The following is a 22,783-nucleotide window of genomic DNA, read 5'->3' on the forward strand; positions in this document are numbered from 1 at the left end:
GAATGAATATTCACTTTATTGTTATTATAGAATAAGTATACTAGAAAAACAATAGCGAATTTACATAAAAATACAACAAATCATCAGAAACAGCATCTTTCTTCTATGTTGGGACATTTTTTTGTTAGCTCTTCATATGCGCAATATAGCGCCAGCGAATTAAATAAAAGTACACTACTTGAATAATGACAAAGAAACCAAAGGCAAAAACAACTTCCTTTACAATAGAAATATTCAACACATCATTGAGCACAGTTTGTAGCGCAATGAATGCAAACCCACTATGAACAAGCGCTAGTCCCCACGGTAAAAAGAACTGCGGGATTAAATAACGAGTAATTAAATTTTTCAATTCGGCATCTGTTAACCCAATACGCTTCAAAACTTCAAATTGTTTTTTCTCACGATCCAAGCTTGTGTACAGCTTAAAGTAAACAAAGCTCCCTGCTGCTAATAAGAAAACTGCTACAACTAATACCCCTACTAATGTAAATAAAGAGTACGTCGCTAAAATATAAGAATAATTTAATCCTGTATTCTCATAATAAAATGGCAGTGTATATTCCTTATTGTTCAAATACTCTTTGGAAACAAGTTGCTGGACATCTAATCCTATTTCCTTCGTTTCGACCCAGTTTGGAATATCAAATGTAAATAAATGATAACCTGGTTCCATTAAAGGAATTTGTTCCAATGGATTCACAAGCAATAAAAAATCCTCATCGCTCACGATAATGGAGTTTTTACTAACGATTGAAGAAGGAAAAATAATTTTAGGATAAACACTATCAATTGTAATCGGTAAATTATTTTCCATTAAGACGGTTTGTACAATCGTATTTTCAAGCTGTATAATCGAGTCCTCTGAATACGGAATAAACATCGCCTCGCCTAGCTCAAGCCGAACCATTGGATACCCGAAAGAAAATAACAAATTATTAATATCAGACTCACGAAACACTTCTACGATATTTGATGTATACGTTGACGTTTGGCGCTTCACTGAAAAGGGTGTCAAATGATAAGATAACCCCTTCTTCTCGAGCTCTTGTACAAGCGATGTAATATGCTTGCCCTCATACTGATTATCGATATGTCCTTTATAAATCATACCGAGTGGATTGATTTTATCGTATTGTGACGTGTACGATGACAAAGCCGACAGTAGCCCAACACATAAAAAGGCAAGTGTTGAAACCATCGTAACGACAAAAAACATCCGCGCATTAGATCGTAAAATATGCGTTTGCTCTGCTATCGATAACATTCGTGATTTTTTCCAATAATAATTTTTTTTTCTCTTCAGACGATCTAATAAAAAAATCATTGAATCCGTAAAAAAATAATACGTTCCAAATGTCACGACAATCGGAATGAGTAGCGTAAAATTAAATAAGGATGTTTTCGTTGTAATAAGTGCTAGTACGTACCCGATCGTAATGAGTCCGAGTCCTAAAAACGCATTACGTGTAGAATATGCATCCGACACATCCACGTATGTTTGCCCTTTTAATAAATCAATTATTTTTGTTTCAGGTGTGAACATCACACTAACAAATGAAATGATAACAAAGGCACTTAAAAAAACAGATAATGTTAAGACAAAAGGCTGCCATGATAAATACAGCGGTAACGCCTCTAAATGTAAAATTTCGCGTACAATCATAAAAAAGAACTTCGCGAACGCAAAGCCAAAAATAATGCCGGCGACGCTCGACAAAATACCAATAATCATCGTTTCCAAAAATACAAGCTTACTTAGCTGTTTGCGTTCCATTCCAAGATGCAGTAGTATGGCAAATTCCTTTGACCTCGCCTGTAAAAAGGCCCGCATGGAGTAAAAAATAAAAAACCATGAAAATAACACTAAAATGATTTCAGCAAATACCATGCCAACAATGGACATTCCCCCTAAAAACCCACTTTCTATTTTAGGGTGAAACATAAGCATGGAGTAAATAAAAAATACAAATACAGAAAAAAAGCTCGCCATAAAAAATGCCGCATAAATTCGGAAATTTCGAAAGACATTACGGTAAGCGAATTGATGAAAGGTCACCTACTTGTCCCCCTCCGAGTAAGCTCAGCAAGTTTAAAATGCGTTGGAAAAACATCTGTCTACGATCATCACGGTAAATTTCATTAAAAAACTCGCCGTCCTTAATAAAGAGCACCCGGTCACAATAACTGGCTGCTATTGGGTCATGCGTCACCATCACAATTGTCGCCTGCTTCTCAGCATTCATTTTACTAAGAAGCTCCAGCACCTCACGCGACGAATTCGAATCTAAATTCCCTGTCGGCTCATCCGCCAAAATTATTGAGGGTTCATGAATAAGTGCTCTAGCAATCGCTGTACGTTGAGCCTGTCCACCTGAGATTTCATTCGGACGCTTATTTAATATATGCATTAAATCAAGCTTTTCACTAAGTAGTTGTACACGCTCCTCCATTACCGCTACCGGCTGTTCATCGAGCGTTAAAGGCAACACAATATTTTCCTCCACCGTCAGCATCGGCAGCAAATTGAAATCTTGAAATACAAAACCGAGCTGGCGTCGTCTAAAATACGCCAACTCTTGTTTCTTTAAGTTTTGCGGCTTTATGCCATCGAAAATAATTTCTCCAGATGTCGGCATATCAATTGTCGAGATAATATTAAGCAGCGTCGTCTTACCACTTCCGGACGGACCCATTATTGCTAAAAATTCACCCTTTTCCACTTCAAAGCTTAACTGATTAAGCGCACGATTCGTGACTTTCCCTTCGTACACCTTTGTTACTTCACTTATTTGCAATATTGGCATCGTTATCCCTCATTTAACTTTCACATTTCATCTATTCAAGCACCCAAGGCAGTACAACTTCAAAGCTAATTTCAATTGTAGGTTCCTTCATCATCGTTGGAATGTGTGTATATTCATCGGTTATCGAAAAACAGTGTTGCCCAACAATGGCATCCCAGCCGTCAATTTCTCCTGCCTCCACTTCTCCGATTACATGATACTGACCAGAATACATGACCGAACTATTGTCCTCTAAACGATGACAAGATAATTGACTTGGCTTCGATAAATCGATGGCTAGGCACTCGGCAAAATCAAGTACAACCTTGTCTAAGGAAGCACACGCTGCAACAAAGTTTTGGCAATCCTTACTGACGCATTGATACGTTATTAAATCCAATGCTTTTGTCGTTTTCTCTACATCTACTAACAATATCCATTCCCCAATTTGAACACTTTCCACACACTTTCCCCCTATGAATGAAAAATAATTTGGATCATTGTACCTTCCCCGACTTCAGATGAAATAACTAGCTGATGACCGAGCTTGTCACAAATTTCTTGTGCTATATATAAACCCATCCCGGTAGATTCTCCCGTTCTGCGTCCATTTTCTCCAGTAAAAAATGCTTTCGTTACACGAGATAAATCAGATTTCGGTATCCCAATCCCTTCATCCTTGATTGACAGTATGACCGATTTATTCGTTTGTTCTGTTGTTATATAAATTTTTTTATTCACGTCGAATGTGTATTTCACTGCATTTGTAATAAACTGCTCAAATACGAAACGAAGCCATTTAAAATCGCTCATTACCGTGATTTCCTCGTCAACTTGAACGTCAGGAAATACACGTTTTGTAATAAAGAGACGCTTATTTTCATTAATCGTTGCAAGTATCATAGATTTCAGAGGTACTTGGACAATTTGCATATCATCCTCAAAATTTTCTAAACGTGCGTTCATGAGCACCATTTCAAGCCCTCGCTTTAACCGCTCCACTTCTTCTTGCACGCTTTTTTTATCAAGCTCTTCATCCTGCTGCAGTAATAACTCTAGAACGGAGACGGGTGTTTTCATTTGGTGCACCCACTGATTCATAAATTTATGTTGCCTTGATTGGCTGGCATATAGCGTCTGCACCTCTCGCTGATAAATGCGGTACAGCTCCTGCATATATTCCTCCGTCACAAAATACTCCGGTGTCTTGGAATTTTTTTGTAGCGCTCCATCCATTGAGGTTGGCAGATGCGTAATTTTATTTAAATAGCGTCGTCTTAACATATAGCGGAGAACCAAAAACGAACTGATTAATAAAATTGTAATTACCACAGCGTAAATAGCAGTATTAATATTACGGAAACCATCTAGCCAAAATAGCGATAAGATAAACAGCGTCACAAATACTTGAAATACGATATAGGAAATATGCTCCTTTAAAAAAAGTCTAACGCCCATTACATTTCCTCCGAACTTAATACAAAGCGATAGCCAGCCCCTCGTACCGTTTCGATTACCGACGCAATTTTGTAATCCGTCAGCTTTTTACGTACACGGGTCATATTTACATTTAAAGTATTTTCATCAACGAAAGCCTGGTCGTCCCATAACTCTTCAAGCAGTCGATCACGTGTCACAACTCTTGGCGCTTGGCTCATTAATAAATCTAATATGATACATTCTTTTTTTTGCAACGGAATAGCCAAATCCTTTAAATGCAATTCCATTCGCTCTAAATAAAGCGTCAGATTTCCCTGCTTCACGGTACGTTCCTCTTGGCGAGCAGCATATTCACCGTATGTTCTGCGTAAATGACTGCGGATTTTTGCCAGCACGATTTCATAGTTAAACGGCTTCGTAATAAAATCATCCCCGCCATTCTCTAGCGCAAATATTTGATCCATCTCCCCAGAACGTGCCGAAATAAATAAAATCGGGCACATCGTATATTGGCGTAACTGACGACACCAATAGTAACCATCATAAGACGGTAAATTTATATCAAGCAGTACAATATGCGGTGCAAATGCTAGGCACTGTTCAATCAATGTATCAAAATTTTGAATTGTCTCCACTTCGTATTGATATTTCCGAAGTGTATCTGCAAGCATTGAAGCAATTTTCGGATCATCCTCAACGATAAAAATCCGATGTTTTTCCATATAGATTGCCTCCTTTTCGCGTTTATTTTATGTATTGCAATATGATTGTATCAAAAAAGAGAAGATCTCGAAAATAAATCCGAGCCTTCTCTTGTGCAATGATTTTTTCAAGATTCACAAAAAATCTAGCGTTTTAATATATTAATTGTAAGAAATCCTCTTTTGTAATGCCGCCTAAGTATTTTTGCATGTCGATTTCTTCCATTGCTGTAGCAATCGCTGCACGGTCATATTTAGCCCCTACGAGTAGCGCTTCTACTTCGGCAATATCGCCAACTCCAAAGAAATCACCAAAAATCGTGGCTTCTTCAATAATGCCGCGATTTACCTCTAGGCGAACATCTATGCCTCCTGATGGGAATCGGTGCGTTTTTTGAATGTTAAAGCGTGGCGATTTGCCGTAGTTCCAATCCCATTGCTGATAACGCTCCTCCGACAATGCGTAAATTTGTTCCCAGTCTGCTTCAGTTAACTCGTAGTACTGAATATTTTCTTCGCCGCCGAAAATTGATTTCAAAATTTCTACACGAAACTCTTCTACCGTAATTTTTTCTGGTAAGAAATCAATAATATTTGCTACGCGTGAACGGACCGATTTAATTCCTTTTGATTCAATTTTATCTTTTTTCACTTTTAATGAAGCAACAACTGCATCAATATCTAAATCAAACATTAGGGTCCCATGACTAAACATGCGCCCACGAGTTGCATACTGCGCATTTCCAGATACTTTGCGGCCTTCTGCTAAAATATCATTGCGTCCGGATAACTCTGAATTCACACCGAGCTTTGCCAGTGCTTCTACTACAGGCTGCGTGAATTTTTTATAGTTATGGAAGCTGTTGCCGTCATCCTTTGTTAAGAAGCTAAAATTCAAGTTGCCTAGGTCATGATACACCGCACCACCACCAGAAAGTCGACGAACAACGATTATGCCGTTATCTTCCACATAATTTGTATTAATTTCTTCGATTGTGTTTTGATTCTTTCCGATAATGATTGATGGCTGGTTTATATAAAATAATAAAAAGTCATCTTTTTCAATATCCATATTTTTTAATACGTACTCTTCAATCGCTAAATTGACGCGAGGATCTGTAATCCCCTTATTATCGATAAAATACACTGTCTTCACTCCTTCACAAAATATCCATATTTATTTTAACTTAAAACTCCGCTTTTGTATTGACGAACCTAAACTGTTATAATACAATAGATAATATCAACACAGTAATATAACAGTTAAAGTAAAGGAGGAGCCCACAATGTTAGAAAACGTAGTCGAATTTTTCAAAAATTTACCCGATAAAGTTTGTGTTCAATGCGGTGATAAAATCGAAGAACAAAGCGAGTGCTACAGCAACAATTGTGATAAATGCAACTCTCTTTAATCAATATATTATTGTTACTCCGTTAGCTACTGCTAACACCTTCATCTAAGTTTAGGATCGCTCTATAAACTAATACAGCTTACAACATTCAAAATCCAGGGTTCGCTCAATGCCCTGGATTTTTTTTGCACGTAAAAAAACGATTCACGGGCACTAGCCGCGAATCGTCTTTTTTATTTACACTTGTTCTACGCCTTTTGAATAGCGTTTGTTATATAGCAGTGCAAAGTAACCAAAAGTTAATGCTAGGCATGCTACTAAGAAGACACCAAGAATTGACCAATTGTATATTAAGAATGAACTATCCCCTGTTGAAATCGCCGCTTTGAACGATTGAACAGTAAATGTCATCGGTAAGAATGTATTAAAGATGTGCAACTGATTCGGTACTAATTCAATTGGGAATGTCCCCGCGCTTGTTGTTAATTGGAAAATTAAAATTAATATACCAACGAAACGACCTGAATCACCAAGTACAGACACTAATAACTGAATTAACGCTATGAACGTAAAACTTGTTAATATTGCTGTTACAATAAATTTCGGCATGCTATCCACTTCTAATCCTAACCAGCCGACAACAACGAATACTGATATTAACGCTTGAATAATACCAACAATTGTTAATACAGAAACTTTACTGAAGAACCAACTTGCACCGCTTTTCGGGCGAATGGCTGGCTCAACGAGTGGAAATACGATCGAAATTAGTAAAGCTCCAACAAATAATCCAAGAGAAATGAAGTACGGTGCGAAACCTGTACCATAGTTTGGTACGTGGTTAACCGCTGTTTTTTCAATTTCTACGGGTGCTGCTACCATATCGTATGTTTCCTCTGTTGGATTCACGTTTACTTGCTCACTTGCTTCACCCAATTTTCCAGCTAAAGTAGTTGTACCATCTGCTAACTCTTTTGTGCCATTTACTAAAGTAGTTGTACCATCTGCTAGTTCCCCAGTTTTTTCTGCAAGCAAAGATGTACCATCATTTATTTTTATTGATCCTACCGCTAAAGTATTTAAACCTGTTGCTAAATCATTTGCGCCTATAGCAGCAGTTTGTGCACCCGCTGTAAGCTCCGTTAATTTTTCAGCTAATGTTGCATTACCGCTAGCAAGACTATTTGAACCGTCTACTAACTGTGATGAACTACCATTTAATTGTTTCACACCTGCTGCTACTTGTTGTTGACCCGCATTTAATTGGGCTGCGCCGTCGCTCAGTGCTGCAATTTTATCATCAATATTTTCTGTACCCGTGTAAAGCTGTGATAATCCACCGCTTACCTGTTTACTACCTGCTTGTAATTGTACTAATGCTGTTTTTAAAGCAGTTTGATTTTCTTCAGGAAGCATGGGAATGATTGCTTCGAGTGATGCCGCTAGCTGATCAATGCCCCCTGCTACACTTGTTGAACCATCTGCTAACGCTTTAATCTTGTCATCAATTCCAGCTGTACCTGTTGTAAGCGCCGCTAAGTTTTCAGCTAAACTTGATTGACCACTTGTAAGTGATGCCTGGCCATCAGCTACTTGAGCGACCCCATTAGTATATTGAGCAATACCTTGCTGCAACTGACTAGCACCTTCAGACACAGTGGAGGCTCCTGATGCTAGCTGTGCACTAGCATCTGCAATTGTTGAAACACCTGACGCTAGTTGAGATGCTCCTGTTGCTGCACTAGCAGCACCAACCGTTAACTCACTAGTACCATCAGATAACTCAATCGTACTTGATGCTAACTGCTCTAAATACCCTTTGATGTCACCTGCTCCGTCCACAATTTTTTGTGCACCATCATCAAGCTTAGTAGCACCGACTGACGCTTCTGTAAAGCCATCACCTAATGTTGAGATGGAATCGAATAATTTTTCAGCATATGTTTTAGAAACTTGACTATTCACCTCTGCTTTAATTCGATCCATTGCTGTTTCCCCGATTTGTGCTCCTAAAAAGTTAAAACCTTCGTTAGGAATGTATTCAATTGTTAATTTAGAGGGTGTTTCATCTAATAATGTTGTTGCATGTTGTGAGAAGTTTTCAGGGATTTTGATTAAAATATAATAATTTTGTTCCTTTAATTTATCTTCTGCACCGTCTGAGTCGATTTCAATGAACTTAAATTGTTCACTTTCAATCAACTCGTCTGTTAACGTTTCTCCTAATCGTATTTCTTCACCGTCTATTGTAGCACCTTTGTCTCCATTGACAATCGCAACCGGCATACTACTTAGCTGAGCATACGGATCCCAAAATGCCCAGAGAAACATACCACTATACAGTACTGGAATAAATAATACTGCAAAAATTGCCACAAGCATTTTTTTCGTTTTGAAAATTTTTAACCATTCTGCCTTAATCATGCTTTTCCACCTTCCTATAAAACTAATTGACCCATATCGTCATTCGGTCAAATTAGACTATGAAAAAATCAGTTTTCCATTACTGAAAATCTGATTTTCACATTAATTTTTAGCTAATCCACGAAAAATTGTTTCTTTAAATATCGATAAAATAGCCTGTTCACCTAATTGCTCATCATGTGTTATTTGCCAATCGACAATAAAGGCTAAATAGGATTTTAATAATAAATATGCGACATGCTGAGGATTACATGGATTAATCTCGTCTTTATCAATACCGATTTGGATACGACCTGCCACATACGATACGATTTCTTCTTCTATTTGAAGGAGCATTTGTTTCACTGTAGGTGTTCGAAGTTCCTTTTCCTCTTCAATCAGCTTTGCAAACAACAAATGACGCTCCCTAAATTGAAGCATTTTCATTAGTGCAATATGTGCATTTTTCATAAAACCTAGATTAGGATCAATTGTTGCATCCGTTTCTGCCTTCATTTCACGAATCATCGAAATAACAACTTCTTGAAGTAGCTCTTCTTTATTCGCAAAAAATGTATAAATCGTTCCTTTACCGACATTAGCAATTTTTGCTACTTGGTCCATTGTCGTTGCTTTATAACCAAATAATGAAAAAGATTTTGATGCGGCTTCTAAAATTTCTTGCCTTCTATCCATGTCGTTCACCCCCAAAATTAAAAAGTGACCAGAAAACCATTTCGGTCATCTAGTCACCATTATACACCCACCACATTAAATTGCAATATTAATGATTGTGATTTTCATCTGATTCTTCAGTTTGGCCATGCCCATCTTCTGATTCATCCATCTCTTGGTTGCCGTGATTCATAGAGTTTGAGCTCGTATCTTCTAACACTTTGCCCATGTCTGGATTCCCAACTATAATTTCTTGTTTCGGCATCATGTGTAAACCGCGAGCTGTAGTATGTGCAAACATATAGTACACACCATCATGATCAAATGTGTAATCCACTTTATACGTACCTTCTTCCGTTAATGTCCCATCAAGCATTTCGCCCATATCACGCATTCCGGATTCCCATATTTCAAACTTCACTTCGTCAGCATCATTTACAGCTTCTTCCCCCTGTGTTACATGTGCAGAAAGCTCCACTGTCTCCTTTGCATTAAAAGTTGCTGGAGATGTAATTGCTACATCAATTGCAACCGGCATCACGCCGCTATCAATTGTATCCACGACTGGCTCTTCTTCCGCACAGCCAAATAATAATGCTGGTACTGCTACTAAACTAAATAACCACTTTTTCATTTTATAGTTCCTCCATTAATGGCAGCGTTATATGCACGCATGTCCCTTTTTCTAGCTCACTTGTAATAACTAACTTCCCATTATGCAGTTTAATTAACTGCTCCACAATGGACAGTCCTAACCCACTGCCTCCATCTACTCGGCTACGTGCTTTATTAACACGGTAAAAGCGCTCCGTAATATGTGGTAAGTCTTGTTCAGGAATTCCGATCCCATAATCCTGTACCGTAATCTGTGCAGCGTCACTAGCTTGCGTAGTAACAATCAATACTCTCGAATGTTCATTTGAGTAACGAATCGCATTTTCAATTAAATTAATAAAAATTTGCTTTAGTTTTTCCTCATCTCCGAGCACAATCAATTCTTCGTCAAGTTCGGTATGAAATGTTATATGTTTAACTGCTGCCTGATACTCTAACAGTGACAACGCATCACGAATCGTTTCCGCTAAAACAATTGGATCGAATTCTATCGTATCTAGCTCCTGATTCGTACGCGCGAGTTGCAGTAGTTCATTCGTGAGCCGCTCCATCCGGTTTGCCTCACGAGTAATTAGTTGGAGTGCCTCATCACGCTCTGCTCCTTCAATAAAGCCATTTTGTATCGTTTCACTATACCCCTTTACATAACTAATCGGCGTACGAAGCTCATGTGAAATCGTAGCTAAAAACACTTTTTGTGCTTCGTCCTCTTGCTGAATCGACTGAGCCATTTGATTGAAAGCCGAAGATAGTGTACCAATCTCGTCACGCGATGTTACTGCCACTCTGGCTCCGTAGTCACCTTTCGACATTTGCTCCACAGCATGCTGTAATTCATTTAGTGGACGCATAATGCGACGAATACCTTTATAAACGAAGAAGCCGATTAGTAACGAAAAGATAAGTGCCCCGCCGAGCAATAACAGAACCTCTTTATTCGCAAGCTCTGAAATTTTGGCAAGTGGATAATATAAATATAAAATGCCTTCTAGTCGATTTTGATCGGTAAATGGCAAAATGACCGAAATAATTTGACGTTCAAAACGCTCCTCATAGCCGATTTTCGTAATCGACTTGCCTTCTAAAAGCAGCTGCCGTTCATCAACACCGATTAATGTATCATAATCGATATCAAACGGTACGCAGGCACTCAGCTCCCTCGGGTTTCGCACCGCAAATACATTTATATTTGAAAAAGCATTATAGCTTTCAATTTCTTGGATCAGGTCTTCCGTTACCTTGCCGCCCTTATAAATCGTTTGTAGCTTTTCGCCAATCTCGACCATCGAGACTTCGGTATCCTCAACATATAATTGCTCATATAAAAAGTCCGTAAACCAATACATAAAAATAATCGTCACAAGTAAAAACAGGACAATTAGTAACCAAATTTTTGTAGATAATTTCTTCATTTACATTTTTCAAAGCGATAACCAATACCCCATACCGTTTGGATATAGTCACTTGCTTCCTTCGACTTTTTGCCTAGCTTTATGCGCAGCGTTTTAATATGGGTATCTACCGTGCGCGTGCCTCCAGCATAATTAATATCCCAAATAAGCTCTAGCAATTGCTCACGTGAATAGACCGTATCTGGATTTTGCATAAATAAATGCAGGAGCTCGTATTCTTTTAATGTTAAGACTACGGGCTGTTGATTAATCATTACTTTACGTGAACTTTCATCGAGCTGAATAACCCCACGCTGTAAAAACTTTTGCTCCACATCATGTGTAGTTACACCTGTACGACGTAGCACTGCGTTAATTCGTGCTATGAGCTCACTTGCTGTAAATGGTTTGACCATATAATCATCGCCGCCAAGCGTTAATCCTTTTACTTTATCCTCATTTGCATCGCGAGCTGTTAGGAAAATAACTGGGGTATTTGAAAGACTACGAATCGCTTCGCACACCGTAAAGCCATCTTCCCCCGGCATCATCACATCAAGTAAAACGAGATCCACTATTTCTTGCATGAGAACATGGTATGCTTCCGTTCCATTAGCAGCGGTAAATGTTTTGAAGCCAGATTTAGTTAGCATAACGTCAATTAAATTACGCATATCTTGTTCATCATCGACGATTAAAATCGTTGCCATATGTTTATCCCTCTCTTACAAGTAATTGAAACGGACCTTTGCCTGTCCTGATTTCTGCTGTTACATTGCCGTCCTGAATGAAATATAAGGTTTGGTCGTCATAGCCTGCTACTATAATCGCTTTCTTAAAATAAGCGACCGCAAATGGATTGGCTCCTATTTCAGCCTGCCATTTGATCACTCCTGCTGAATCTGTTACATATAGCTCATTTTCACCGTGACTAATAACAGCAATTTCATCGTCTTGCTTAGCAAATCCTACAGGCATTAATGGCATAGCTACTTCCTTCACTTTTTTACCGTTGTTCAAATTATAAATATCGACGCTTTGATTTGGGCTACTTCCTTCACCGTGCCCACCAATCCAAATACTATCTTGTTCTGGCAATACTAAAATACCATGTGATGATTTGGCAATGTCCCATTCATCGACCAGTTGTAAATCTTTCATTGATACGACGGATAGCACCGTATCTTTATAGTTAATTACATATAAATTTTCTCCAGAAGCCGCCATAGACATCGGATAATTCCGTAGCTTTATAGATTGTAAGAGGCGGCCCTGTGCGCTATAGCTCGATAACTCATTCGTTCGACTATTAGTAATAAATAATTGTTCCGATGCGTCATTATAATATGCATTCGTAACGCCAAGCCCTGTTTCTATCGCCGTTAATTTTTTACCAGACGACAATTCATATAAATCCGCTTCATCTAACTGATGTCCATATAGCAAGATAGAATCGTAGCCAACTAAGACTGCACCTGTATATGCTTTTTCAAAAGACCATGTTGCAATTTCCTTTGCTTTTTTGTCATAAATTGTGAGCGACGGCTGTAAAATATTCATCGATGCAACAAAGGATTGATGGGGATCAACTTCTGCATAATGTTCATTTGAACAGCCTGCAATAAGACAAACACATAACATACTCATATAAATTATTCGACGTCCTGTCATTAAACGACACCTCTATTTTAGAGTACTTGATAAATGTGAAATTTGCATGAAGTATCTGAAAAAAATTATGAACGTAAATAGGGGGGTGATTCTAAAAGATTTTAGAATCACCCCCCTATTTCGTTAAACGGCTTCACTTGAAAACATTTGGTCTATAAGGTGCTTTGCTGCATTTTTCCCTTGTGCAACACAGTCCGGTACACTAATCCCCTCATATGAGCTCCCAATAAGCTGTACTTGAGGGAACTGCTCACTAAACCGTTCCTTTAAAATGCTTAAAAGTTTATCATGACCTACTGTGTACTGCGGCATAGATTGCTTCCAACGTGCAACGACTGTAAATACTGGATTATCATGCAGGTCAATTGCCTTTTGTAAGTCTTGAACGACAGTTTTTTCAATTTCGCTATCCGATAATTCTACGATTGATTCATCTCCAACACGACCAATATACACACGGAGTAAGTCGTAGCCTTCTGGTGAGACATTATCCCATTTTCGGTTATTCCATGTACACGATGTAATCGCAAAATCACTGTTACGTGAAACAAAAAAGTTTAACGCGTCCTTATATTTATTAATTTGGCCTTCTTTAAATGCCATTGTGACAGTAGCAATCGTCGCATAGTTCATACTCGGTAAATCTTGCATTAGGTTGGAACCTCTAAATACATCTTTTGCTACATTATACGGTGTCGTCATAATGACCGCATCCGCTTGAATCGGTGCAATATTATTTAAATAAATTTGCAATGAATTGTCAGATGATTTTTCGATTGAATCGACTTTTACACCTTTTAGAATCGTATTTGGTGCTAGTTCCGCTTCTAACGTTTCGACTAATGTTTCTAAGCCATTGCGAAATGTTTCGTAATGTAGCTCATCTTTATCGTCTCCAATGGCGTAAATTCCTTTACCTGATTTCTTCATGCCTAAAATAAGACTGCGATGCTCTTTCTCTAACTGGTAAAACTGTGGAAACATAGATTGCATACTTAAATGGTCCACATCACCTGCAAATGTACCTGCAAGAACGGGCTCCACTAAATTTTCTACCACTTCTTTTCCGAAACGTCGTCTAAAGAAATCACTAATTGGTTCGTCTATTTTCTCACTTGATTTCGGCAATAAAAGATCACCTGCTGCTCGAATTTTACCACTTATAGAAATTAAACTAGAAGTAATGAATGAGGAGACTTCAGGTGATCCCCCGAATAATAAATTACTCGGGATTGGATGCAGTTCACTACCCACTGCTATATAAGTTTGTCCATTTTTATTTTGAACAATCTCATGTTCAATCCGCAAATCACGAGCTAACGAACGGACACTACTACAAGAATCGAAAAACGACTCAGGGCCACGCTCAATGATAAATCCATCCTTGCGCAAAGTATGGATTTTCCCACCTACGCGCAATGAGGATTCGATTAACACCACATCTAATGGCAAATTATACTGCTTCGCTTCTTGTTGTAAATAGAATGCCGTCGTTAAACCTGTAATTCCACCACCTATTACGACTACCTTGCGTCTTGTTAAAGTCACCCTCATCATCGCTCTCTATATTAATTCGCTAACGTTTTATTGATTACATCTACCATTGCATCTATAAATAATGGATGCGTGTTTGGCATTGTTGGGCGGTAGTAGCTTGCCCCAATTTCGTCACACACAACTTTACATTCGATATCGTTATCATAAAGAACTTCTAAATGCTCCGTTACAAAGCCAACTGGAATATATACGAATGCTTTATAGCCAAATTCATTATATAAATCACGTGTTAAATCTTGTACATCGGGTCCTAACCATGGCTCTGGTGTTTGACCAGCTGATTGCCAACCAACTTTTACGTTTTCGATACCAGCTGCTTCTTGAATAAGACGCGCTGTTTCGATTAATTGCTCCTCGTATGGGTCACCAGCTAATTTGATTTTTTCTGGTAATGAGTGGTTTGACACAACTAGACATGCATTTGCTCGTTCATCGTCTGTCATTTTTGCAAACTCACCTTGAACGGCTTGCTTCCAAAATTCGATAAACTTTGGCTCAGTGTAGAATGATTCTACAGAAGTAATGTTTAATGTACCACCAAGTTTTTCAGCCGCTTCTTTTGCACGACCGTTGTATGATTTGATTGAGAATGTCGAAAAGTGAGGAGCAAGTACGATTGATACCGCTTCACGGATTCCTTCTGCAACCATTGCTTCAACAGCATCTTCTACGAATGGCTCAATGTGCTTAAGACCGATAAATAGTTTGTATTCTACTTCGTCTTGTACTTCATTCAACCGTGTACAAAGTGCTTCTGCTTGCGATTTAGTCATTTTAGCAAGTGGTGAAATCCCACCGATTGCCTCATAACGAGCAGCAAGGTCATCAATATGTTCTTGAGATGGCTTACGACCGCGACGGATATGTGTGTAATAACGTTCGATATCTGCCTCTGAGTAAGGAGTTCCGTATGCCATGACTAATAATCCACGTACTTCTTTCATTCTTAATCACCTCTAGTTTTTTTATCCCTACTTGTATTATAAAATTCGAATAATTTGTGACAAATTTATTTACGTGTAGCAATTTGCTCACGGCTATAATCATGTATAAATGCTGTTAATCGTTTTAATACGTCTGGGTCTACTTCTGGGAACACCCCGTGACCTAAGTTAAAAATATGACCTGGTGTTTCTAAACCTTGGTCAATAATATCTTTCGCACGAGCCTCAATTACTGACCAGTCCGCAAGTAATAATGTTGGATCTAAATTACCTTGTACTGGTTTTGTGATGCCTTTAGCTCTTGCTTCACGAATTGGTAAACGCCAGTCTAAGCCTACTACATCAATTGGAAGGTCATGCCACTCATTAACTAAGTGACTAGCACCCACACCAAACTGAATTAGCGGTACATTTAACTTACGTAATTCGCCAAAAATACGTGTCATTATTGGTTTAATGAAAATGCGGTAATCTTCAACGCTTAATGCGCCTACCCAAGAGTCAAAAATTTGCACAGCTTTTGCGCCTGCTTCAACTTGTGCTGTAATATCAACAATAATCATATCGCTTAGCTTATCCATTAATAAAAACCAAGCTTGTGGTTCTGATACCATAAATGATTTTGTTTTTGCATAGTTTTTAGAAGGGCCACCCTCAATCATGTAACTTGCTAATGTGAACGGTGCCCCACCAAAGCCGATTAACGGAACATTCAGTTGTTCTTCTGTTAACATTTTAATTGTATCTAATACGAATGGTGTATGTTCTTTTGCATTAAATTCGCCAAGTTTCTCTACATCTGCAGCTGAACGAATTGGATTTGAAATTACCGGACCAACACCCGCTTTAATTTTTACGTCTACACCAATCCCTGGTAGTGGCGTTACAATATCTTTATATAGAATTGCTGCGTCTACATCATAGTTTTCTACTGGTAAACGTGTTACATATGCACATAATTCTGGTTGCATTGTAATTTCTTCTAAAGAATATTTTTGTTTAATTTCTCGATATTCTGGTTGTGAACGACCAGCTTGACGCATGTACCATACTGGTGTGTAATCTGTACGTTCGCCTTTTGCAGCACGTAACAATGTATCATTAATTGTTCTCATGAACTTGTACCTACCCCTCAATATTGTTTTAAATCTCTCTTTTGTTATTGATATCAGCTATCAATATAAACTGTTCCTTCAATATTGTATAGTTTTCCAAGGTAAATGTCATAAAATTGTTCTTTCTAACTGCATGTTTTTGACAAATTGCTTGAATCTGCTTTTTAATGGAAATAGTAAAGGGAAACTTCAATTATAGAGCTTTACTTGCAGTTGCCTCCTCTACTTACGCTTTGTTGCTTACACCAAGTATGAATTTAGGGAGCTTACTGCAAGTTAATGCGTAAAAAAGAACAACTACTAAAATGAGGAGGCAACTTTATGTATATTTATTTAACGTCCGGCACAGCTGATTACATGGAAAAACTAGTAGAGAAATACACGAAAGAAAATTTATTAATTTTACATGGCAACGGGAATTCTGTGTTATTGCATGAATCCGAAAAAAAATCAGTGTTTGCGATGCCACGCAAGTTCGAGGTCATTGATGGAGTTGGTGACTTGCAGCAAAAAGGCTTCTTTGTTTTTCATAATATCCCAGTTACAGAGGAAGGGCGTCCCATTTTTGAAAAGCAATTTTTAGAACAGACCGCTTCGCTAAAATCTGATTCTTCGTTAATTGCCTACCGTTTTTTAAGACCCGTTAAGGCAGAGACGTATATCATTTTGACACAATGGCCTGGCCCTGCTTCCTTTGAGGTTTGGAAAAACTCGAGCCATTATAAAAACAACATCGCCCCATTAATTGAAGAATCAACTTCTACAGTTCAAGCCATTTTTCATGCTACGGCTTATACAACAACTTATTCTGCACCACCAAAAAAGTAGGGACTGTCTAATAAGTCACATTTCGAATGAAACGGAGAATAGTCTAATTAGTAAGACACAACTTGCAAAAATAGGGCAAGTTACTGTCCTTACGTATGTGGATAAGAAAGATATACTTTCTTGTCCACATACAAAACTTTGACCATCATTCTTTGTTTTTTACTTTTTGCCCCCCTCTTTTACATAGAAAATACAATTAACTGAATATTTTAACATTTAAACTAAAGATGTTTAGCACTTCTGACGAAGATACCCATAGAGGCATCATATTTTTTACAATAGCCTTAAGTTTTAAGGGGATTTCACTATACAAGGGGGTCTATACATGACATTTCAATACCGTGCAACAACAATGGCGACAAAAGGGATGGTAACTACACCACATTATTTAGCTTCTCAAGCTGCAATGACTATTTTACAAAAGGGTGGCAATGCAATTGAGGCCGCGATTGCAGCAGCTTCTACTATAGGCGTTGTTTATCCACATATGAACGGCATTGGTGGCGATAATTTTTGGCTTATTTACAATGCGAAAACGAGTGAACTAAAAGCAATTAATAGTAGTGGTCGTTCTGGTGAAAACGCAACAATTGATTTTTATACATCACAAGGCATTGCAAAAATCCCATCACGCGGGCCACTCGCAGCAAATACGGTGCCCGGTGCGGTTGCTGGCTGGGGACAAGCATTTGAATATGGCAAGCGTGAAATGACCAGCTCAATGGAATGGGCAGACCTTCTTGCACAGTCCATTCATTATGCATCTGAAGGCTTCCCGGTTACACCAAGCCAAGAATACTGGACTTCAGTCAATCTAGATGCTAACGATACAGAGTTTCGCGCGTTACAACGTTTTGAGGAATTTTCTCGCGTTTTCTTAAAAGACGGGGCACCTTATAAAGCTGGCGACATTATGAAGCAAACAGATTTAGCAAAAACGTTAACTGCTATTGCGGAAAACGGTGCAGACTATCTATACAATAGCGAGCTAACTGAAAAAATTATCGCTGATTTGCAAGCATTAGGTGGCGTTTTAACAATTGAAGATTTCAAGGCACATAGGGGCGATTGGGTTGAACCAATTTCTGTCCCGTACCGTGATTATGTAGCTTACAACTTACCACCAAATACACAGGGCTTTGCTTCCTTATCTATTTTAAATATTCTAAATCATATGGATTTCAATGCCATTGAGGAAGGCTCTGCAGAGTACTATCACGTGCTTGTTGAGGCGATTAAACATGCATTCATTGACCGAGATGCGTTTTTAACAGACCCTGAGTTCCATGATATTCCCATCGATGCACTACTTAGTAAAGAACACGGCGCGCTACTGGCAGAAAAAATTAAAGAAAACTTCTTTGCAAAAGAATTACAGCCACTTGATCCAAAGGGTGACACAGTGTGGTTTGGTATAGTCGATGCGGAAGGCAATGCCGTTTCTTTTATTCAAAGTATTTATCATGAATTTGGTTCAGGAATTATCCCAAAAGGCACAGGCATTGTACTGCAAAACCGTGGAAGCTTCTTTTCATTAGACGAGACGCAAGTGAATGCACTAGCACCGCGCAAACGCACGTTCCATACATTAAATCCAGCGATGCTACTAAAGGACGGAAAGCCCGCACTCGTTTATGGCACAATGGGCGGTGAGGGTCAGCCGCAAACACAAGCTGCACTCGTTACACGTATTATTGACTACGGCATGTCTGTACAGGCTGCAATTGAAGCGCCACGCTGGTTATATGGACGTACGTGGGGTGCCTCTTCTAATAGCTTAAAAATTGAAAATCGCATTTCCAAAGATGTGCGCGTAAATCTTCAAAACGATGGTCATGAGCTTGAGGTGTTAGCTGACTTAACAGATATTATGGGTCATGCCGGCGCGATATTTATTCACGAGGAGACAAACGTTAAATACGGCGGCGCTGATCCACGCGGCGACGGAGCAGCATTAGGTTATTAACACATTCAGGAGATGAGTTCATGGGAATACAAAAGGATATTTTTATAGCCTTCTTTCGCTCAGGCATTCTTGGGTTTGGTGGAGGTCCTTCTACCATTCCCCTTGTTCATAAAGAAGTCGTTGGCACGTTTAATTGGATGACCGACGAGGAATTTTCAGATGTACTATCCATCGGAAATACGCTCCCAGGTCCAATCGCCACAAAAATGGCCGGCTATATCGGCTACCGCGTTGGTGGATGGCGAGGATTAGTGACAGCCCTAATTGCAACGGTATTACCAACCGTTGTCTTAATGGTCCTGTTTTTAGGCTGGTTCAACCAATACAAAGATTTAGATTTTGTAAAAGGGATGACGAATGGCGTTGTACCCATCGTTGCAGTAATGCTCGCCGTAATGACATGGGACTTTCTAAAAAAATCTCAAAAATCACTCGGCTGGAAGGTTGGAGCGCTAATACTAGTAACTAGCTTTGTTTTAATGATAATACTAAATATTCATCCTGGCATTGTAATTGCTATTTTACTACTTCTTGCTCTCTTCCTACCTATTAAAAATGAGGAGGAAAGTGAATGATTTATTTTCAAATCTTTTTAGCCTTCTTCTTTCCAGGAATTTTAGGTTATGGCGGTGGCCCTTCCTCAATTCCGTTAATAGAGCATGAGGTCGTAGAAAAATATGACTGGATGACAACAGCTGAGTTTAGTGAATTACTTGCAATTGCAAATGCCTTACCTGGTCCTATTGCTACGAAAATGGCCGGCTATATTGGCTTTGAGCAAGCTGGGGTTTTAGGCGCTGTCATTGCCCTGTTTGCAACAGTTGGACCTTCACTCATTTTAATGCTAATTTTATTAAATCTTTTATATCGGAATCGCAATTCACCTCGTGTGAAGCGCTTATCCAATTTTATCTTACCTGCTATTACGATTTTACTAGCGGATTTAACATTCGACTTTTTACATACGTCGTATAATTTAATTCACTTACTGCCAACTATCGCAATCGTTATTATTAGTTATTTTGCGCTTGAGAAATATAAAGTTCATCCAGCTTTTGTAATTATCTCTGGTTTAATCGTTGGCGGTTTATTTTTATAATGATAAGAGGGAGAGATTCCCTTTTGGAGGGCATTGAAAAAGTCTATAAAGTAGTTTAGCCAGTTCTTGAACGATGAATCGTTCAAGAACTGGCTTTTTTTCTTCGATGTCGTTGATTTCCGTTGCGGCGAACGCTTTTCTGGGGGCGAGCCTTGAGCCGCTTCGAGGAAATAATGGAACAAAGGCTAAGTACGCCACGTCCTGTGGCAACGCCTTTGTGACCAACATAGTGTTGGCCTCATTCCAGGGTCTCAAGCTGCTCGCTAATCCCCTAGAAGTCGTCGCCTCCACTCCAATCAACTTGTATCTGTTAAGAATGAATGGTTCGTTCTCTTATCTAAAAAGAGTGATTTTCTTGTATAATAAAAGGAATAAATTACAGGTAGTGCTCACGATGATTTCAAACCAAGAAACACTCAATTTAAGCCCGTTTATGGCGATTTACGATATTGTTGTGCCAAAAGATAACATGCTTCACCAAATCAATGAACTTGTTGATTTCCCATTATTTTAGAAGAGTTAAAAACAAAATATTGTTTAGACAATGAACGTAACGTGATTCCCCCAAACCGTATGTTTAAGTACTTATTATTAAATTCGATTCATGATGCATCAAACGTCGACTTAGTAGAACGCTCAAAATACGGAATCAGCTGCGGGTCTATTTGGCATAAAAATATTAGGTGCCACAACGATATTCACTGTCAATCTAAAACGGATATTGAAGCTATTATATGAAAAAGAGTAAGGAATAGAGAAAAAAATAAGGCACGTCTTGTTCAAAATTGAACAAGACGTGCCTTATTTTTAACTGAAAAAGATTCGTCATTTTAAAAATATTAGCTTTTCAGTGCCCTTCCTTTTAGCGCACCCTTTATTTTATGGTAGTGTTATTTTGCTACATAGTTTTTATTTGTAAAGAAAATGCCAACAGTGCCTAAGCCGACATGCGAACCGATGACAGCGCCTATTACTGTTGTATCAAATCCTTTAGGTGATAATCGCGCTTCAATTGCAGCCTGCATTTCTGCTAAAAATGCGGGATCATTACTATGGGAAATCCCTACGATTTTGTTAGAAAAATCTCCGCCGCGTTGCTCCATTAAATTAACCATATGTGTAATCGATTTTTTATGACCGCGCACCTTTTCAATAGGCACAAGCTTCCCATCTTCTACATTTAAAATCGGTTTAATGCTCAGCAGACCACCTAAAAACGCACTCGCTTTTGAAACACGTCCCCCTTTTGCCAAATAATCTAAATCGTCCACTGTAAAAAGATGTTCCATATTCGATGCCATGTCACGAATGGCAGTAGCTACTTCTGTAACAGTCTTACCACTATCTCGCAAGCGGACTGCTTCTTTAACTAAAAGCCCCTGACCGAGCGACGCACATTTTGAATCAATAATTGTTAATTTGAGCTCTGGGTAACTTTCAAGTACTTGATTTCGAATCATCATTGCGGTGCTATATGTACCGGATAATTCAGAGGAAAAGGCAATATATAAACCCTCTTCTTCATTTTTGGCTAATTGTTCAAAGTGCGTTAGGAAAAGCTCAGGTGAAACTTGCGATGTTTTAGGCTGAGCTCCTTGCGCGATGGCATCGTATACTTGTTGTGATTCTATAGCAAGTATATCATCGTATTCTTCACCATTTAATTGTACGCGTAATGGAAACAATATGACATCATGCTCCGAAAAATAGGCTTTCGATAAATCACAGCTACTATCTGTGAAAAGTTTCATGTATGCTAGCCTCCCTTATAAAAATAGTAATAATCTCTCATTAAAAACTACATATAAATACTATTAAATAATTGGCTCTACACCAAAATCTGTACTTGACAGCACATTGCACTCCAGGCGTACGCTTTCCGCGGGCGTGGCTTGAGCCTCCTCGGGCCAACACGATGTTGGTCACGAAGGCGTTGCCACAGGACGTGGCGTTCTTAGCCTTTGTTCTTAGACGCTACGTGCGGGGTCTCAAGGCTCACGCTTTTCCCGCAGGAAGCTTTGCTCTGTAGCGAAAGGCGAATGCCGTCAGCTACACTCGCCGCCTTCCGTTCCATGTGCTTATAAGTAGTATACTTTCTTTAAAAAGTAAAGGTTATGTTTTGGTAAAGACCCTATACTATACGTATCTTTTCGGATATTCTTCTTACTTTAATAGTTTTATGCTTTCTATTTTTCATATATGCATAACTCTCTCCGCATGCTTTAAACCATTATTTTAAA

22 protein-coding genes and 1 pseudogene are annotated in these 22,783 nt (G+C 38.7%); 6 read left to right on the plus strand and 17 right to left on the minus strand.

The features are described from left to right. Positions 1-124 precede the first annotated feature (124 nt). The 6 genes from MHH87_RS14700 to MHH87_RS14725 form a co-directional block, all read right to left on the minus strand. Positions 125-2,059, minus strand: coding sequence for an ABC transporter permease (locus tag MHH87_RS14700; protein WP_340749997.1), 1,935 nt, complete (start codon positions 2,057-2,059; stop codon positions 125-127). Then, positions 2,031-2,807: an ABC transporter ATP-binding protein gene (locus tag MHH87_RS14705; protein ID WP_340749998.1), complete on the minus strand. Its 777-nt coding sequence runs from the start codon at positions 2,805-2,807 to the stop codon at positions 2,031-2,033. The genes MHH87_RS14700 and MHH87_RS14705 overlap by 29 nt, the downstream gene beginning before the upstream one ends. 31 nt (positions 2,808-2,838) lie before the next feature. Next, on the minus strand, positions 2,839-3,249 hold the full coding sequence (locus MHH87_RS14710) for a hypothetical protein (protein WP_340749999.1): 411 nt from the start codon (positions 3,247-3,249) through the stop codon (positions 2,839-2,841). Positions 3,250-3,260: 11 nt separating this feature from the next. After that, on the minus strand, positions 3,261-4,244 hold the full coding sequence (locus tag MHH87_RS14715; protein WP_340750000.1) for a sensor histidine kinase: 984 nt from the start codon (positions 4,242-4,244) through the stop codon (positions 3,261-3,263). Continuing rightward, on the minus strand, positions 4,244-4,948 hold the full coding sequence (locus MHH87_RS14720; RefSeq protein WP_340750001.1) for a response regulator transcription factor: 705 nt from the start codon (positions 4,946-4,948) through the stop codon (positions 4,244-4,246). Before MHH87_RS14720 ends, MHH87_RS14715 begins: the two co-directional genes overlap by 1 nt. Before the next feature lie 133 nt (positions 4,949-5,081). After that, a complete protein-coding gene (locus MHH87_RS14725; protein ID WP_340750002.1) occupies positions 5,082-6,074 on the minus strand; it encodes a lipoate--protein ligase in 993 nt (330 codons plus the stop codon). A 139-nt stretch (positions 6,075-6,213) separates the two neighbouring features. On the opposite strand from MHH87_RS14725, the gene yhfH reads away from it, so the two are divergent. Further along, a complete protein-coding gene (gene yhfH, locus MHH87_RS14730; RefSeq protein ID WP_340716362.1) occupies positions 6,214-6,339 on the plus strand; it encodes a protein YhfH in 126 nt (41 codons plus the stop codon). Positions 6,340-6,516: 177 nt separating this feature from the next. Here yhfH and MHH87_RS14735 read toward each other — a convergent pair whose 3' ends face one another. From MHH87_RS14735 to hemE, 9 genes are all read right to left on the minus strand, one after another. Then, a complete protein-coding gene (locus MHH87_RS14735) occupies positions 6,517-8,703 on the minus strand; it encodes a YhgE/Pip domain-containing protein (RefSeq protein WP_340750003.1) in 2,187 nt (728 codons plus the stop codon). Between the two features lie 102 nt (positions 8,704-8,805). After that, entirely contained in the window at positions 8,806-9,378 is a 573-nt protein-coding gene (locus MHH87_RS14740; protein ID WP_340750004.1) for a TetR/AcrR family transcriptional regulator, read from the minus strand. Between the two features lie 88 nt (positions 9,379-9,466). Continuing rightward, the gene (locus MHH87_RS14745; RefSeq protein ID WP_340750005.1) at positions 9,467-9,991 is read right to left on the minus strand and encodes a FixH family protein; all 525 of its coding nucleotides are present in this window, start codon (positions 9,989-9,991) and stop codon (positions 9,467-9,469) included. A 1-nt stretch (position 9,992) separates the two neighbouring features. Continuing rightward, the gene (locus MHH87_RS14750; protein WP_340750006.1) at positions 9,993-11,384 is read right to left on the minus strand and encodes a sensor histidine kinase; all 1,392 of its coding nucleotides are present in this window, start codon (positions 11,382-11,384) and stop codon (positions 9,993-9,995) included. After that, positions 11,381-12,073, minus strand: a complete 693-nt coding sequence (locus MHH87_RS14755) for a response regulator transcription factor (protein ID WP_340750007.1) — start codon at positions 12,071-12,073, stop codon at positions 11,381-11,383. Before MHH87_RS14755 ends, MHH87_RS14750 begins: the two co-directional genes overlap by 4 nt. A 4-nt stretch (positions 12,074-12,077) precedes the next feature. Beyond that, the gene (locus tag MHH87_RS14760; protein WP_340750008.1) at positions 12,078-13,034 is read right to left on the minus strand and encodes a YncE family protein; all 957 of its coding nucleotides are present in this window, start codon (positions 13,032-13,034) and stop codon (positions 12,078-12,080) included. 123 nt (positions 13,035-13,157) lie between these two features. Beyond that, positions 13,158-14,591 carry a protoporphyrinogen oxidase gene (gene hemY, locus MHH87_RS14765; protein WP_445683105.1) on the minus strand — a complete coding sequence of 478 codons (1,434 nt, stop codon included), beginning with the start codon at positions 14,589-14,591 and terminating at the stop codon, positions 13,158-13,160. 11 nt (positions 14,592-14,602) lie between these two features. Further along, positions 14,603-15,535 (minus strand): ferrochelatase, encoded by a 933-nt coding sequence (hemH, locus tag MHH87_RS14770; protein ID WP_340750010.1) that lies wholly within the window; start codon positions 15,533-15,535, stop codon positions 14,603-14,605. A 65-nt stretch (positions 15,536-15,600) separates the two neighbouring features. Next, positions 15,601-16,650, minus strand: a complete 1,050-nt coding sequence (gene hemE / locus MHH87_RS14775) for a uroporphyrinogen decarboxylase (RefSeq protein WP_340750011.1) — start codon at positions 16,648-16,650, stop codon at positions 15,601-15,603. A gap of 321 nt (positions 16,651-16,971) precedes the next feature. Between hemE and MHH87_RS14780 the strand changes: the two genes are divergently transcribed. The 4 genes from MHH87_RS14780 (at position 16,972) to MHH87_RS14795 (ending at position 20,543) form a co-directional block, all read left to right on the plus strand. Then, on the plus strand, positions 16,972-17,478 hold the full coding sequence (locus tag MHH87_RS14780) for an antibiotic biosynthesis monooxygenase family protein (RefSeq protein WP_340750012.1): 507 nt from the start codon (positions 16,972-16,974) through the stop codon (positions 17,476-17,478). Positions 17,479-17,803: 325 nt separating this feature from the next. Beyond that, entirely contained in the window at positions 17,804-19,444 is a 1,641-nt protein-coding gene (ggt, locus tag MHH87_RS14785) for a gamma-glutamyltransferase (protein ID WP_340750013.1), read from the plus strand. A 20-nt stretch (positions 19,445-19,464) separates the two neighbouring features. Then, on the plus strand, positions 19,465-20,019 hold the full coding sequence (locus MHH87_RS14790) for a chromate transporter (protein WP_340750014.1): 555 nt from the start codon (positions 19,465-19,467) through the stop codon (positions 20,017-20,019). Continuing rightward, positions 20,016-20,543: a chromate transporter gene (locus tag MHH87_RS14795; RefSeq protein WP_340750015.1), complete on the plus strand. Its 528-nt coding sequence runs from the start codon at positions 20,016-20,018 to the stop codon at positions 20,541-20,543. Before MHH87_RS14790 ends, MHH87_RS14795 begins: the two co-directional genes overlap by 4 nt. On the opposite strand, the gene MHH87_RS14800 is transcribed toward MHH87_RS14795, so the two are convergent. Continuing rightward, complete coding sequence (locus MHH87_RS14800) at positions 20,538-20,771, minus strand: hypothetical protein (protein WP_340750016.1); 234 nt, start codon at positions 20,769-20,771, stop codon at positions 20,538-20,540. The two genes, MHH87_RS14795 and MHH87_RS14800, sit on opposite strands and share 6 nt — an antisense overlap. Positions 20,772-20,937: 166 nt before the next feature. On the opposite strand from MHH87_RS14800, the pseudogene MHH87_RS14805 reads away from it, so the two are divergent. Beyond that, a pseudogene (locus MHH87_RS14805) lies at positions 20,938-21,197 on the plus strand (IS5/IS1182 family transposase); the annotation flags it as partial. A 236-nt stretch (positions 21,198-21,433) separates the two neighbouring features. Here the strand turns inward: MHH87_RS14805 and MHH87_RS14810 are convergent. Beyond that, positions 21,434-22,294, minus strand: a complete 861-nt coding sequence (locus tag MHH87_RS14810) for a DegV family protein (RefSeq protein ID WP_340750017.1) — start codon at positions 22,292-22,294, stop codon at positions 21,434-21,436. Positions 22,295-22,783: the final 489 nt, after the last annotated feature.

It is taken from the genome of Solibacillus sp. FSL H8-0538, assembly GCF_038003525.1.
Lineage (GTDB): Bacteria > Bacillota > Bacilli > Bacillales_A > Planococcaceae > JBBOPI01.